15 protein-coding genes are annotated in these 14,598 nt (G+C 41.5%); 14 read left to right on the top strand and 1 reads right to left on the bottom strand.

Annotation, left to right across the window (positions count from 1 at the left end; all coding sequences use genetic code 11):
- Nucleotides 1-134: 134 nt before the first annotated feature.
- Nucleotides 135-1,295: a homogentisate 1,2-dioxygenase gene (locus QWY93_RS06130; RefSeq protein ID WP_290247288.1), complete on the bottom strand. Its 1,161-nt coding sequence runs from the start codon at nt 1,293-1,295 to the stop codon at nt 135-137.
- Between the two features lie 82 nt (nt 1,296-1,377).
- Between QWY93_RS06130 and QWY93_RS06125 the strand changes: the two genes are divergently transcribed.
- The 14 genes from QWY93_RS06125 to QWY93_RS06060 all read left to right on the top strand — a co-directional run bounded on the left by QWY93_RS06125 (nt 1,378) and on the right by QWY93_RS06060 (nt 14,561).
- Nucleotides 1,378-1,542, top strand: a complete 165-nt coding sequence (locus tag QWY93_RS06125) for a hypothetical protein (RefSeq protein ID WP_290247287.1) — start codon at nt 1,378-1,380, stop codon at nt 1,540-1,542.
- Nucleotides 1,543-1,584: 42 nt separating this feature from the next.
- The gene (gene htpG / locus QWY93_RS06120; protein WP_290247286.1) at nt 1,585-3,471 is read left to right on the top strand and encodes a molecular chaperone HtpG; all 1,887 of its coding nucleotides are present in this window, start codon (nt 1,585-1,587) and stop codon (nt 3,469-3,471) included.
- A 233-nt stretch (nt 3,472-3,704) separates the two neighbouring features.
- Nucleotides 3,705-4,121 (top strand): RrF2 family transcriptional regulator, encoded by a 417-nt coding sequence (locus tag QWY93_RS06115; protein WP_290247285.1) that lies wholly within the window; start codon nt 3,705-3,707, stop codon nt 4,119-4,121.
- A 75-nt stretch (nt 4,122-4,196) separates the two neighbouring features.
- On the top strand, nt 4,197-4,439 hold the full coding sequence (locus QWY93_RS06110; RefSeq protein WP_290247284.1) for a DUF2061 domain-containing protein: 243 nt from the start codon (nt 4,197-4,199) through the stop codon (nt 4,437-4,439).
- A gap of 7 nt (nt 4,440-4,446) precedes the next feature.
- Nucleotides 4,447-5,148, top strand: coding sequence for a phosphoadenylyl-sulfate reductase (locus QWY93_RS06105; RefSeq protein WP_290247283.1), 702 nt, complete (start codon nt 4,447-4,449; stop codon nt 5,146-5,148).
- Nucleotides 5,149-5,157: 9 nt separating this feature from the next.
- Complete coding sequence (cysD, locus tag QWY93_RS06100; protein ID WP_290247282.1) at nt 5,158-6,057, top strand: sulfate adenylyltransferase subunit CysD; 900 nt, start codon at nt 5,158-5,160, stop codon at nt 6,055-6,057.
- 72 nt (nt 6,058-6,129) lie between these two features.
- Nucleotides 6,130-7,389: a sulfate adenylyltransferase subunit 1 gene (locus QWY93_RS06095; protein WP_290247281.1), complete on the top strand. Its 1,260-nt coding sequence runs from the start codon at nt 6,130-6,132 to the stop codon at nt 7,387-7,389.
- 93 nt (nt 7,390-7,482) lie between these two features.
- On the top strand, nt 7,483-9,585 hold the full coding sequence (locus tag QWY93_RS06090) for a ferredoxin-like domain-containing protein (protein WP_290247280.1): 2,103 nt from the start codon (nt 7,483-7,485) through the stop codon (nt 9,583-9,585).
- Nucleotides 9,582-10,349 carry a uroporphyrinogen-III C-methyltransferase gene (gene cobA, locus QWY93_RS06085; protein WP_290247279.1) on the top strand — a complete coding sequence of 256 codons (768 nt, stop codon included), beginning with the start codon at nt 9,582-9,584 and terminating at the stop codon, nt 10,347-10,349. The genes QWY93_RS06090 and cobA overlap by 4 nt, the downstream gene beginning before the upstream one ends.
- Nucleotides 10,350-10,414: 65 nt before the next feature.
- Nucleotides 10,415-11,002, top strand: coding sequence for a precorrin-2 dehydrogenase/sirohydrochlorin ferrochelatase family protein (locus QWY93_RS06080; protein ID WP_290247278.1), 588 nt, complete (start codon nt 10,415-10,417; stop codon nt 11,000-11,002).
- 354 nt (nt 11,003-11,356) lie between these two features.
- Nucleotides 11,357-11,740, top strand: a complete 384-nt coding sequence (locus QWY93_RS06075) for a RidA family protein (RefSeq protein ID WP_290247277.1) — start codon at nt 11,357-11,359, stop codon at nt 11,738-11,740.
- 27 nt (nt 11,741-11,767) lie between these two features.
- Nucleotides 11,768-12,256, top strand: coding sequence for a hypothetical protein (locus QWY93_RS06070; RefSeq protein WP_290247276.1), 489 nt, complete (start codon nt 11,768-11,770; stop codon nt 12,254-12,256).
- A 153-nt stretch (nt 12,257-12,409) separates the two neighbouring features.
- Nucleotides 12,410-13,810, top strand: a complete 1,401-nt coding sequence (gene fumC / locus QWY93_RS06065; RefSeq protein WP_290247275.1) for a class II fumarate hydratase — start codon at nt 12,410-12,412, stop codon at nt 13,808-13,810.
- Nucleotides 13,811-13,970: 160 nt separating this feature from the next.
- Nucleotides 13,971-14,561 carry an SPOR domain-containing protein gene (locus tag QWY93_RS06060; protein ID WP_290247274.1) on the top strand — a complete coding sequence of 197 codons (591 nt, stop codon included), beginning with the start codon at nt 13,971-13,973 and terminating at the stop codon, nt 14,559-14,561.
- The last annotated feature ends 37 nt before the right edge of the window (nt 14,562-14,598 follow it).

Here is a 14,598-nt window from a genome sequence, read left to right as displayed (position 1 = left end):
AGATAGGGAATTTGTGGGAAGAACAGTAGGAGAGATGAGATGGGGACTTGAGATGTAAGGGGGTGGAATATGCTAAAATCCACATTTCACCTACCTGTTAAAAGAATTATTGTATTACTACCTCGTACTTAAATCTACTCCGTCCAACTCATGGGGTAGTTTTTATCAACGTATTCAAGGGCATTTTTGGTCAATTGGAATGGTCTGAATGTGTCCAGCATTACCGCGGTTTCCTCTGTTTTGGTGGCTCCAAGGCTTTTTTCTACAGCACCGGGATGTGGTCCATGTGGGAGGCCTCCCATATGGAGGGTAAAAGATCCTATATCAATTCCTTTTCTGCTCATAAATTCCCCGTCTACATAATACAGCACTTCATCCGAGTCAATATTGGAGTGATTATAAGGGGTCGGTATGGACTGTGGGTGGTAGTCAAATAACCGGGGAACAAAAGAGCAAATGACAAAACCATCTGCCTGAAAGGTTTGATGAACAGGAGGGGGTTGATGAATTCGGCCTGTAATAGGTTCGAAATCTTTGATGGAAAGAGCATAAGGGTATAAATACCCATCCCAACCTACCAAATCCAATGGGCTGTGTTCATAGTGGTATTGAAAAAGCTGGCCCCATTTTTTGATCTGGACCCGATATTCCCCTGGGTTGTCTTCCATATGCAGGTATTCTGGGGGGCGGATATCCCTTTCACAATAAGGGGAATGTTCCATTAATTGACCTGCCTCATTGCGGTACCTTTTGACCGTTTCTACCGGACTGTGGGATTCAATGACCAATAATTTCAAGGGGCCTTTTTTCCATTCAAAGCGGTAAATGGTGGTACGGGGGATGACAATATAATCCCATTTTTTTACTGGAAGAATGCCAAACTGGGAGACCAACTGTCCTTCCCCCTCATGGACAAATATGACTTCATCCCCATCTGCATTTTTGAAATAATAATCCATATGTCGTTCTTCCGGAGCACAAATTCCCATCATGACATCCTGATTTTGAAGCAAAATCTTTCTGGACAGGAGGTAATCTTTGCCCGTATGGGTGACCTGGGAGGTTTTAAGGTGGGTTTGCCGAAGCCCGTATTCCTGGGCATTTTCCCAATGATAAGGCCGGGGATCACCAATTTGGGTTACGCGATTGGGGTTTTTCTTATGGTAAAGATTACTGTAAATGCCTGAAAAGCCTTTGGAGCTTACCAGTTCCTCTTTATAAAGGCTTCCATCTGGCTGCCTGAATTGCGTATGTCTTTTGGGGGGAATTTCCCCTAATCGATGGTAAAAAGCCATGGTTCTTTGGGTTCATATACCTAATTAATTTAACAATTTGTCAGGTAAATGGGAAAAATAAATCTCCTAAATCCCTGAAACAATGGAAGAAATAGAATTTTTTGTATTAGAGGATGCGTTATGTAAGGAAGGGACGCAGCTGTTCCAGGTAGAAATTTTTTCAGGAAATGTGAACAGGCTGTTATTTTTTTTCAGATTGGACTGTCATTTTGGCGGAGATAAAGCTTTGGAACAGGCCTTGATATGAAGGAATTATTCCATTGAAAATAAATATAAAACGAAAATAGTTATGCAGGAGAAAGGTACCATCTCGATTCATACCGAGAATATTTTCCCGATCATTAAGAAGTTTTTGTATTCAGATAACGAAATCTTCCTTCGTGAGTTAGTTTCCAATGCGGTGGATGCAACGCAAAAAGTTAAGCGTTTGGCTACATTGGGGCAATACTCTGGTGATTTGGGGGATTTGACAGTTGAAGTAAGTTTTGACAAGGACAAGAAAACCATCACCGTTACCGATAAAGGAATCGGGATGACTGCAGAAGAGGTCAAAAAATACATTAACCAGATTGCATTCTCTGGGGCGACCGAATTTGTGGAGAAATTTAAAGATGCAAAAGATGCCAATGAAATCATAGGTAAGTTCGGATTGGGCTTCTATTCTGCCTTTATGGTGGCTCATAGGGTGGATATCCAGACCCTGAGCTATCAGGAAGGGGCTGAGCCTGCCAAATGGACATGTGATGGAAGTACTGAATTTGAAATAGGTCCTGGAGACAGGAAGGAAAGAGGCACAGAAATCACCCTTCATATCAATGAAGATTCTGAAGAATTTTTGGACAAATGGAAAATTCAGCAGATTCTAGATAAATATTGCAAGTTCCTGCCAGTTCCCATCAAGTTTGAAACCAAAACCGAGAGTGTGGAAGATGGCAAGGACGATGAAGGTAAGCCAAAATATAAATCTGTGGAGGTGGACAATATTATTAACACCACCGAGCCTTTATGGACTAAATCCCCAAATGAACTGAAAGACGAGGATTACCTCAATTTTTATAAAGAGCTGTATCCTATGAGCGAGGATCCACTTTTCTGGATCCATTTGAACGTGGATTATCCGTTTAACCTTACCGGTGTACTCTATTTCCCCAAAGTCAAAAATGAATTTGAGTTGCAGCGCAACAAAATCAAATTGTTTTCAAGACAGGTATTTATCACTGATGAAGTGAAAGATATCGTCCCTGAATTTTTGATGTTGCTGCATGGGGTAATTGATTCCCCTGATATTCCATTGAATGTGTCCAGGAGTTTCCTTCAGTCAGATAGTAATGTAAAGAAGATCAACAATTACATTACCAAAAAGGTGGCTGACAAATTAGGTGAACTTTACAAAAAGGACCGAAAGGGTTTTGAAGAAAAGTGGAATGATGTAGGGCTGTTTGTGAAGTATGGTATGATCAGTGAGGAAAAATTCTACGAAAAAGGAAAGGATTTTGCACTGCTGAAAAATACCGCCGGGGAATTTTTTACTTTGGATGAATACCAGGAAAAAGTAAAAGCCAACCAAACCGATAAAGATGGCCAGACTATTTTCCTATACAGTACAGATGCTGCCAAACAAGATGCCTTTATCCAGTCGGCAAATAAAAAGGATTATGATGTATTGGTGATGGATTCTCCAATTGATAGCCATTTCATCAATCACCTTGAGCAAAAGCTGGAAAAAACCTCATTAAAGCGTGTGGATGCTGATGTGGCAGATAAATTGATCAAGAAAGACGAAGGACCAGAAAACGTTCTGACAGAAGATCAGACCAAGCAGGTGAAAGAAATCTTCGAAAAAGCTATTGACAACCAAAACTTTTCTGTTGAAGTGGAAGGCTTGAGTCCAGAAGAATTGCCGGTGACCATAACCATGGAAGAATTTATGAGAAGGATGAAAGACATGGCCCAAACCGGTGGAGGTGGCATGGGCTTCTATGGGGCTATGCCAGATAGCTATAAGGTAGCCATCAATGGTAACCATAAAGTCGTGGACAAAATCCTCAAAGCAGAGAATAAAGAAGACCAGACCAGGTTGGCCAAACAGGCTTTTGATTTGGCCATGTTGTCTCAGGGAATGCTGTCAGGCAAAGACCTTACAGAATTTGTTAAAAGAAGCGTGGATATGATCTAGTTTCCTTTTGGTGCTAATTTTTGAAAATCCCCGCCCATTATGGTGGGGATTTTCGCTTTAACTAAGTTAGTATTGGGTTTAGGGAAAGTAGGCCCAGGAAAGAGTGCTCCATGCCTAATTATAATTAGGATAGTACAAGGGAACTTTAGAGGTTATCATGGTATTATATGTAGATAAATTGAAATTAATGGTACTTGATGGGATGAATTCCTTAAAACTCCTATTTTTGTAGGATGCTATCCAAGAAAACAAAATATGCGTTTCATGCGTTGACCTACCTGGGAAAACACCAGGAGGACGGTTCGGTTCTGATTCAGGATATTGCTGCCGAATACGGCATTTCTCATAAATTCTTAGAAAATATCCTTTTGGAATTGAAAAAGGCGGGTCTATTGGGAAGTAAAAAAGGAAAAGGGGGAGGTTATTATCTTATTAAAGAACCCCATGAAATTCCACTTTCCAGGGTAATCCGTTTACTCGACGGGCCAATTGCATTATTGCCATGTGTGAGTTTGAACTACTACGAGCCTTGTGAAGAATGTAGGGACCAAGATGTTTGCGGTTTGAATAAGGTAATGATCCAGGTGAGAGATGAAACACTTAATATACTGGAAAACAAGACCTTGGCAGATATTTTGGATAAGGATTAAAAAAAATTTTCCTATAAACCCTACTTTTTTTATAGGTTTTATATACTTTTGTGGTTCAACTAATTAGGGAAGTCTATGATTTTTGATCAGCCTCTTCGAAGAATATTTGCAGATAATGAAGGAAGGGATAGCAACGCCAAGAGCGTGATCAAGTCCATATCCTGGAGGTTGGTGGGAACCATAGATACCATGGTGATTTCTTATTGGGTGACCGGCCAGGTCGATATGGCCCTATCCATTGGATCTATTGAGGTTGTCAGTAAAATGGTCCTTTATTACCTTCACGAACGTGTTTGGGAAAAAGCCGCACAAAACTAAAAAAGAGATGAATAAGGAACTTATAGATGATTTATCTGTTCGGGTAGAAAAGCTTTCTATTGTTGAGGCAATTTCGCAGCTTTGCGAATTGTATCCAGGAAAAGTGGTGTTTTCTACCTCTTTGGGACAGGAGGATCAGGTGATTACAGAGATCATTGCCAAAAACAAGCTTCCTGTCAACATATTTACTTTGGACACTGGAAGATTGTTTTATGAAACCTATGACTTGCTTTCCAGGACAGAAGCTAAGTACAAGGTTAAAATCAAAACTTATTTCCCCAAATCTGAATCCGTTGAGGAGCTGGTCAATGACATGGGCATCAACGGTATGTATTTGTCTCCTGAAAACAGAAAAAATTGTTGCTATGTCCGCAAGGTGGAACCTTTGAAGCGGGCATTGGAAGGGAATACGATTTGGATCACTGGATTGAGATCAGAGCAAAGCAATAACCGGAGTTCCATGCGAAAGATCGAGTGGGATGAAGGCAACCAAATTTTAAAATATAATCCATTGTTGGACTGGAGTATGGATGACATGCTTCAATATATTCAGGACAACAAAATCCCTTACAATCCCTTGCATGACAAAGGGTTTGTAAGCATTGGCTGTGCTCCATGTACCCGTGCGATTGAACCAGGGGAAGATCCCCGGGCCGGCCGTTGGTGGTGGGAAAATTCAAAAAAAGAATGTGGTTTACATACAAAATAGATGTTTAGCATGAATAATATATTTGTTCCAAATCCGAAAGAAGCTGAGTCCATTCAGATCATTAGAGAAGTTGCGGCGCAATTTGAAAGACCTGTATTGTTATTTTCCGGAGGAAAAGACTCCATTACTTTGGTAAGGTTGGCTCAGAAAGCTTTTTATCCTGCTAGGATACCTTTTCCACTTTTGCATGTGGATACTGGACATAATTTCCCTGAGACCATTGAATTCAGGGATCAATTGGTAGAAGAACTTGGGCTTGAATTGATCGTCCGGAATGTACAGGATGCCATCGATCAAGGAAAAGTGACTGAGGAGAAAGGACGCTATTCCAGCAGAAACTCCCTTCAGACCACCACCTTGTTGGATGCCATTGAAGAATTTAAGTTTGATGCCTGCATTGGCGGGGCAAGAAGGGATGAGGAAAAAGCCCGTGCAAAAGAAAGAGTATTTTCCGTAAGGGATGATTTTGGACAATGGGATGAAAAAAACCAACGTCCTGAGCTGTTCGACATGCTGAACGGGAGAATCGGCCAAGGACAGAATGTTAGGGCATTCCCCATTTCAAACTGGACTGAACTAGATGTTTGGGAATATATCAAAACTGAAAATATTAAAATTCCTTCCATTTATTTTGCCCACAAAAGGGAAACTTTTGTGCGTGATGGATTGATCTGGTCAGCTTCTGAACATGTGTACCGTGAAGACCATGAAGAAGTGGAAGAAAGAATGGTAAGATTTAGAACTGTGGGTGACATGACCTGTACAGCAGCCGTGCTTTCCAATGCGGAGACTTTGGAAGAGGTGGTGGATGAAATCAGGGAAAGCACCATCTCTGAAAGAGGAGCCAGGATCGATGATAAACGCTCCGAAGCAGCCATGGAAAACAGGAAGAAAGTAGGTTATTTCTAGGTCTAATTAAAACCGAGAAAAACCGATTCCAGGCACAAAACAAAACTTCACGATTCTTTAAAAAAGAAAAAAATGAGCACTGAAAATAGAAAACTTGTCAATATAGCTACTGCAGGAAGTGTGGATGATGGAAAAAGTACCCTCATCGGAAGGCTATTGTATGATACCAAATCACTGACCACTGATAAACTGGAAGCCATTGAGCGGAACAGTAAACAAAAGGGATTTGATTATTTGGATTTTTCTTTAGCTACAGATGGATTGGTTGCAGAAAGAGAGCAGGGTATTACCATTGATGTGGCCCATATTTATTTCAATACCGACAAAACCAATTATATCATTGCCGACACCCCTGGTCACGTAGAATATACCCGGAACATGGTTACGGGAGCTTCTACTTCCAAGGTTGCTATTATTTTGATCGATGCCAGAAAAGGAGTGATCGAACAGACTTACCGTCACTTCTTTATCAACAACCTTTTGAGAGTGGGACATGTTATTGTGGCCATCAATAAGATGGACTTGGTGGACTATGAGCAGGAGGTTTTTGATGAAATAAAAAAAGACTTTGAAGACCTGATTGCAAAAAGCAGTTATACTGAAGATCAGGTGACCTTTATTCCAGTAAGTGCCCTTCATGGTGACAATATCGCCGGGGGATCAGATAAAATGTCATGGTACAAAGGTCCTAGCTTGTTGGATTACCTGGAAGGATTGGAGATTGATGATTTGGAAGGCCACAGTGCCGCCCGTTTTTCAGTCCAATATGTGGTACGTCCAAAGACGGATACCCATCACGATTTCCGGGGTTTTGCTGGAAAGTTGTACGGGGCGAATCTTGCTGTTGGGGATGAGGTGACCGTATTGCCTTCTCTAACCCAAAGCAAAGTGAAAGCCATTCATTTCTTTGACCAAGAGTATGATGAAGCCGTTCCTGAAAGCTCCATTACCATCACCCTTGAGGATGAGGTTAATGTAAGCCGTGGGGACATGTTGGTGAAATCCAATGAACTGCCAAAATCTGAAAAACAATTATCTGCCACCGTTTGCCAGGTGAACAGTAAGCCTTTGCAAATCGGAGCAAAATATATCCTTCAACATGGTGTCAACCAGGTTTTGGCCAAAGTGGACAGCATTGAAGGTTTAATTCATACCGATTTCTCAGGTCAGGAACCTGCTGACCAACTCAAACTTAATGATATCGGAAAAGTGAATTTCAGGTTGAGCAAACCGATTCACTTTGATCCTTACAATGTCAATAAATCAAATGGAAGTTTTATCTTAATCGATGAAGGTTCCTTTGACACGACAAGTGTAGGTTTCATTCAATAAATGGAAAAGGCTAAATCCAGAATTGTTTGACAATGAGCTGGGTAATGATGAAATTGGCCTTTGACCTAATCACAAAAAAATCAAAAGACCGCTATGCAAAGCTTTAGATCAGAGATAGAAAATCCCGTAGTGGAAAAAGATATAATCGAACTTGAAAAGAAAATTTCACTTTTCAGGGACGGTAAAATTGATGAAGAAAAATTTAGAAGTCTGCGTCTGGCCAGAGGTATTTATGGCCAGCGTCAGCAAGGGGTACAGATGATCCGAATCAAATTGCCCTACGGAAGGGTTTCCGGGGAGCAATTGAAGCGGATTTGCGAAGTTTCCGATAAGTATTCCACAGGAAGATTGCACATCACCACTCGTCAGGACATCCAGATCCACTATGTAAGCTTGGACCGAACTCCAGAGCTTTGGTCAGAGCTGGAACAGGATGAAGTCACCCTTCGGGAGGCTTGTGGTAATACTGTAAGGAATGTCACTGCCTCTGAAATGGCAGGCATCGACCCCAACGAACCTTTTGATGTGACTCCTTATGCGGATGCTACCTTTAAGCATATGCTTAGGAATCCAATCTGCCAGGAAATGGGAAGGAAGTTTAAAATTGCCTTTTCTTCCAGTGAAGAAGATACCGGCCTGACTTACCTTCATGACCTGGGCTTCATTCCTAAAATCAAAGAAGTTGATGGAAAGGAAGTGAGAGGGTTTAAAGTGCTTTTGGGTGGAGGACTTGGTTCTCAACCTCGCCATGCAGATGTGGTCTATGAATTCCTTGAAACAGATAAAATCATTCCTTTCATAGAAGGTGTGGTTAGGATTTTTGACCGACATGGTGAGCGTGCCAAGAGGATGAAAGCCAGGATGAAGTTCCTGATCAAGGATATTGGATTGGAAGCTTTCCTAAAATTGGTGGAAGAAGAACAAAAGGCTGTTCCCTACAAATCCTATCCAATCGACCATAAAGACTATGAAGCCAATCAAACCCTTCCTAATCCCGAAATTCCAGCGGTGGAAACTCCAGAAGGACCGGCTTATGAAAGATGGTTGGAAACCAATGTAATTCCACAAAAGCAAAAAGGCTATGTGGCCATTGGTATCAAGGTGCACTTGGGCGACTTCTACACTGATAAAGCTAGACAATTGGTTTATTTGATTAATAAATATGCCAATAATGAAATCAGGCTTAACCTGCGCCAAAATATCCTGATCAGGGATGTGAAGGAAGAATTGGTGCCTGTACTTTATAAAGAACTTGAAAAACTGGACATGGTCGCCTATGGTTACAATACTTTTGGAGACCTTACTGCTTGTCCAGGTACTGATACTTGTAATCTTGGAATTGCCAGTAGTACCGGTGCTGCCCGTGTATTGGAAGAAATTATATTCAAGGAATATCCACAATATTTGTCCAATAAGGACCTGACCATCAAATTGTCAGGGTGTATGAACGCCTGTGGTCAGCACAATATGGCTTCTATTGGCTTCCAGGGCATGTCCATCAAGGTGGGCAAATCCGTGATTCCTGCCCTTCAGGTATTGTTGGGTGGAGGAACTATAGGTGACGGCCAAGGAAGGTTTGCAGACAAAGTGATCAAGATCCCAAGTAAAAGAGCTCCTCAAGCACTAAGAATCATTTTGGATGATTTTGAGAAAAATGCTGAAAAAGGGGAAAGCTTTGTGGACTACTATGACCGTCAAGGCCAGATGTATTTCTATGAAAATCTTAAGCCTTTGACCAGTACAGACGATGTAGTAGAATCCGACTTTATTGATTGGGGCAATGACCGTCCTTATGTCAAAGCGGTGGGAGTAGGTGAATGTGCCGGTGTAGTGATTGATTTGGTTTCTACCTTGCTTTTGGAATCCAGGGAAAAACTGGCCGATGCTGAGGACAACCTTAAAGCGCAAAAATGGTCCAATGGTATTTACCATACCTATGCCGCGTTGATCAATTCTGCGAAAGCCATTTTGGTTTCTGAAGGAAAATCAGCCAATTCCTACGCTAACATTGTAGAGAAGTTTGATGAAATATTTATAGAAGCGGGTAAAATGGATTTGGGCAGCAGCTTTGCTGACATTGTTTATGAAATCAAAAACAATGAACCAACCGAAGATTTTGCCAAAGCTTACTATGAAAAAGCTGAAAAGGTATATCATGCCATCAGCGATTACCGAGCCAAGGAGGTACAAGCATGACAACAAGCATCACGCCGAAATTAACGCTGGTAGGTGCCGGCCCTGGTGATCCAGAATTGATCACCCTAAAAGGGATTTTGGCCCTTGGCAAAGCGGATGTGATACTTTATGATGCCTTAGTTGATAAATCTTTATTGAAGCATGCCACAAAAAATGCCCTCAAGGTCTTTGTGGGCAAGAGGCATGGCAGTAAAAATAACCCTCAAGAAGACACCAATAGCCTGATCGTCCACTATGCCCTTAAATATGGGCATGTGGTCAGGCTCAAAGGTGGCGATCCCTTTGTTTTTGGAAGGGGAGCAGAGGAAATTGACCATGTAAAGCAATATGGTATTGAAACCGAGGTCATCCCTGGTATTACTTCCAGCGTGGCCGTGCCTGCTTCACAGGGGATTCCGGTTACCAAAAGAGGGATTTCTGAAAGCTTTTGGGTAATAACAGGAACCACTTCTTCTGGGCAATTGTCCAGGGATATCCAAATAGCTTCACAGTCCACCGCAACTGTGGTGATCCTTATGGGCACTAGGAAGCTTTCTGAAATTGTCCAAGCTTATTCAAATGCCGGCAAAAAAGAATGCCCCATTGCCCTGATCCAAAACGGAACCACTCCCCAGGAAAAGGTGGTGGCTGGGACCATTCATGATATTGAACAAAAGGTTAAGGAAACCGGAATAGGTGCCCCAGCTGTTATCATTGTAGGAGAAGTGGTCCGGGAAAGCCTCAAAATGGCCGCTTTATACCAAGAAGTGATCAATTCCCTCTAAAGGAAAACAATTTCCCTTAGAAAGGGAATGCTGACCCATTTCCCATTTAATCCAATGAATTAGCCATGAATGAATTATATCCCGTATTCTTAAAGGTTGCAAAGCTCAATACTTTATTGGTAGGTGCAGGGAATGTTGGTTTGGAAAAATTAACTTTCCTCCTCAAGTCCAGCCCCAATGCGCATGTAACTATTGTGGCCAATTGGATTTCCCCAGAGGTCAGAGAAATGGCAGCCCAAAGCAAGCACATCACCATTATTGAGGATGATTATCACGAAAAATACCTTGCTGGAAAACACATTGTCATAGCTGCCACCGATGATAAAGAAGTCAATAAGCAAATCCATCTGGACGCCAAAGAACGGTATTTGCTAGTCAATGTGGCTGATACACCAGATCTTTGCGACTTCTATTTGGGAGGTATCGTGACCAAGGGCAATGTGAAAATTGCCATCAGCACCAATGGAAAATCCCCTACGATTGCCAAAAGATTAAGGCAATTACTGGAGGAAATTATTCCGGATGATATTGATGATATGGTAAAAAATATCAATCAATACCGTGATACTTTGAAGGATGATTTCCAATATAAAGTGGAAGCTTTGAACAAGTTGACTAAAGAATTGCTGACAAAAGGAAAAACAGAAGCCTAATAGCTTTTGGATTATCAATATTTAAAAACGCAGATGAAGGGTAGTTTCATCTGCGTTTTTTTATTTGGGCAGTATTAGATTTGAGTATTGGTAGGGTGGGGTAATCCTTAAGACTTCCGTTTTCATCGGAATACGATACCGGTTGTTCCACTGGCTTTGCCTGGTTGTCCCGCCAACTGTGCCGCGGGACTATAAAAGTTTAATCTCTGACTCAATAAATACCCAAGATTTTGAATTAATTTTCGGAGGGTGCCAAATACCACATATTATTATTTTCAGTTCTTGTGCCTAGTACTTAATTCCTGGTATCCATTTTCAAAGGAATTCCCTAAATTGGTCAAAAATTGAATCAATATGGCAAAAGAAATTATTTATTCTAAGGAAGCCCCTGCTCCCATCGGCCCCTATAGCCAAGCGGTAAAAGTAGAAAATACTCTTTTTGTTTCTGGGCAAATTGCTTTGGATGCAGAGACTGGAGAGCTTGTCAATGAAAACATTACTGAGGAAACACATGCCGTAATGAAAAATATTGATGCCATCCTCAATGCAGCAGGTTATAATTTTGGAGATGTGGTAAAATGTTCTATTTTTATTAAAAGCATGGATGAATTTACCACCATCAATGATGCCTATGGGCAATATTTCAATAACAATCCCCCAGCCCGTGAAACGGTGGAAGTAAGCAAATTGCCCAAAAATGTAAATGTGGAAATCTCCTGCATCGCTTACAAATCCTAAAATAGCCTGAGGAGGCAGGACTTGAAGATGCACTACTTGCCCCGCTATAGTGAAGTATTGGTTTCCTCCATGAGCTTAGAGGAAGTGATTATGCGATTGAAATCGGTAACCCAAAAAGTGGATTACCTAACCTATCGTGGGGAACAGGCTGTGCATCAACCTTTATTTAATGGCAGGGTGGAAAAGGATAGTTTTCGGCTTTCCCTACTCATCAACAAGGCAGATAGTTTTTTGCCTTTAATTAAGGGAAAAGTAGAGTCGACGCCCTCAGGTTGCATCATCTTTTTGGATTTCACCCTTTTTTCTGGGTCCATTTTCTTTTTGATCTTTTGGTCTGTAGTAACATTGGCCATGGGGATCTTTTTCTTTTTTGCAGCTTCCGAGCCTTGGTTTGCCCTGATCACCATTACGGTGGGTGTTGGAAATATCATTTTTGCTTGGATCCATTTCAAAAGAAAGGTCAAACAGTCCCAGGAAATTTTCCATGAAATGCTTAGCCTCCAAAAAAACAAATGATTTTGGGGACAAATTCAAGCTTCATTTATGGTTTTTAACCCTCAGGTAGTAATTTAGCAACGCCTTTAAAAACCCCTCCTGCTTTGTGTAGTGCAGAAGCCGGCTTTTTGGCCTTTGATTTTTAACGAATAATATAAAAACCATAACATACCAATGAAATACAGAGTAGAAAAAGACACCATGGGCCCTGTGGAAGTCCCTGCGGACAAATACTGGGGAGCCCAAACCCAAAGATCCATCAATAACTTTAAAATCGGAGGTGAACGCAACCGGATGCCTCTTGAAATTACCCATGCCTTTGCTATCCTGAAAAAATCTGCTGCTTTGACCAATGCAGAGTTGGGCGTGTTGCCTCAGGACAAAGCAGATACCATTGCCAAAGTTTGTGATGAGATCCTTGAAGGCCAATTGGATGACCAGTTTCCATTGGTGATCTGGCAAACCGGTTCCGGTACCCAATCCAATATGAATGCCAATGAGGTGATTGCTTACCGTGGGCATGTGCTTTTAGGTGGTAGCCTGGAAGATGAACAGAAAAAAATCCACCCCAATGATGATGTGAACAAATCACAATCATCCAATGATACTTTCCCAACTGCCATGCACATTGCGGCCTACAAAATGGTTGTGGAAACCACCATCCCTGGGGTTCAAAAACTAAGGGATACGCTGAAGGCCAAGTCCGATAAATTTATGGATGTGGTGAAAATCGGACGTACCCACTTTATGGATGCAACGCCATTGACTTTGGGACAGGAATTTTCAGGTTATGTGGCGCAGTTGGATCATGGCCTTAGAGCTTTGAAAAATACCCTGGCCCACCTTTCTGAATTGGCCTTGGGAGGAACTGCAGTAGGTACAGGCTTGAATACCCCTAAAGGTTATGCGGAGTTGGTGGCCAAAAAGATTGCTGAATTTTCTGGCCAACCATTTGTTACTGCTCCTAATAAATTTGAAGCCTTGGCGGCTCATGATGCGATTGTTGAAACCCATGGTGCTTTGAAGCAATTGGCGGTTAGCTTGATGAAAATTGCCAATGATATCAGGATGCTTTCTTCCGGCCCCCGTTCAGGAATCGGTGAAATATTGATTCCTGAGAATGAGCCCGGTTCTTCTATCATGCCAGGGAAAGTAAACCCAACCCAGGCTGAAGCCATGACCATGGTTTGTGCCCAGGTAATTGGTAATGATACGGCAGTTTCAGTGGGTGGCTCCAATGGCCATTTTGAACTGAATGTGTTCAAGCCTATGTTGGTGCACAACTTGTTGACTTCTGCCCGTCTTATCGGAGATGCCTGTGTGTCTTTCCATGACAATTGTGTTATTGGTATTGAGCCAAATACGCCATTTATCCAGAAGCACCTGGAAAACTCATTGATGTTGGTAACTGCCCTCAATACCCATATCGGTTATGAAAAGGCGGCTGCCATTGCTAAAAAAGCCCATAAAGAAGGAACCAGCTTGAGAGAGGCAGCCTTGGATTTGGGTTACCTTACTGATGAGCAATTTGACGAATGGGTAAAACCAGAAGATATGATTGGAGGTTTGAAGTAAAATTCCGGTCATTTTAAATCTAAAAAGACCGATATTTTAACTTTACTTTATCCAAATTTTAAAAGAAGAAGTGTATTTTGTACTTTACGTACATAATGCTTCTTCTTTTTTTATTTATAGCTAAATCATAATAGGAAATATGGTTTTAAGATACCTTTTCTTGAGTTGCTTTTACCTTTGTTTGGTATTGGTGGGGACTACTTCCGCTTTCGCGCAACTATCCAGGGATGAAAAAAAAGCCCTTAAAAAAGAAATCCGAAAAATGGACCCAGAAGATCTCAAAGCCCTCAAAGAGCAATTAAAAGGACAGGAACAACAGATAGATTCTCTGAAAGCAAAAGCTCTGAAATTGAAGGCTGTGGAGGAAATGATGGCCAATCAAAAAATGGCCATGCAAACCTTACAGGAAAAGTATGATCAATTGGAGGAGGACTATACCAGTGTGATGATGGAAAAAGCCCATGAAGAGCTTCATGAAGAGGAATGGAATCATGGGGTGGTCTTTAGGGTGCAAATTGGTGCCCTGACCCAAAAGGAATATGAAAAGGAAATTCCATCAGATTTTGCCATGGAGGTAGAGAAGAATGATAATATGCAGAAGATGCTGATTGGATATTACCGGGACTATGAAGAGGCCAATACTTTTAAGAAATTGATGCGAAAAATTGGCATCAGCACCGCCTGGATTGTTCCTTATAAAGATGGTAAAAGGGTAAAGTTACATGAGGTGATGGATCAGGTGGTGGAGTAAGAAAGGGTGAACTCCCCAATAATAAATTTCGCATACT

The organism is Echinicola jeungdonensis (assembly GCF_030409905.1).
Classification (GTDB): Bacteria; Bacteroidota; Bacteroidia; order Cytophagales; family Cyclobacteriaceae; genus Echinicola; species Echinicola jeungdonensis.
Note: the sequence above shows the minus strand (reverse complement) of the source record. Positions and strands in the feature narration are given on the sequence as shown.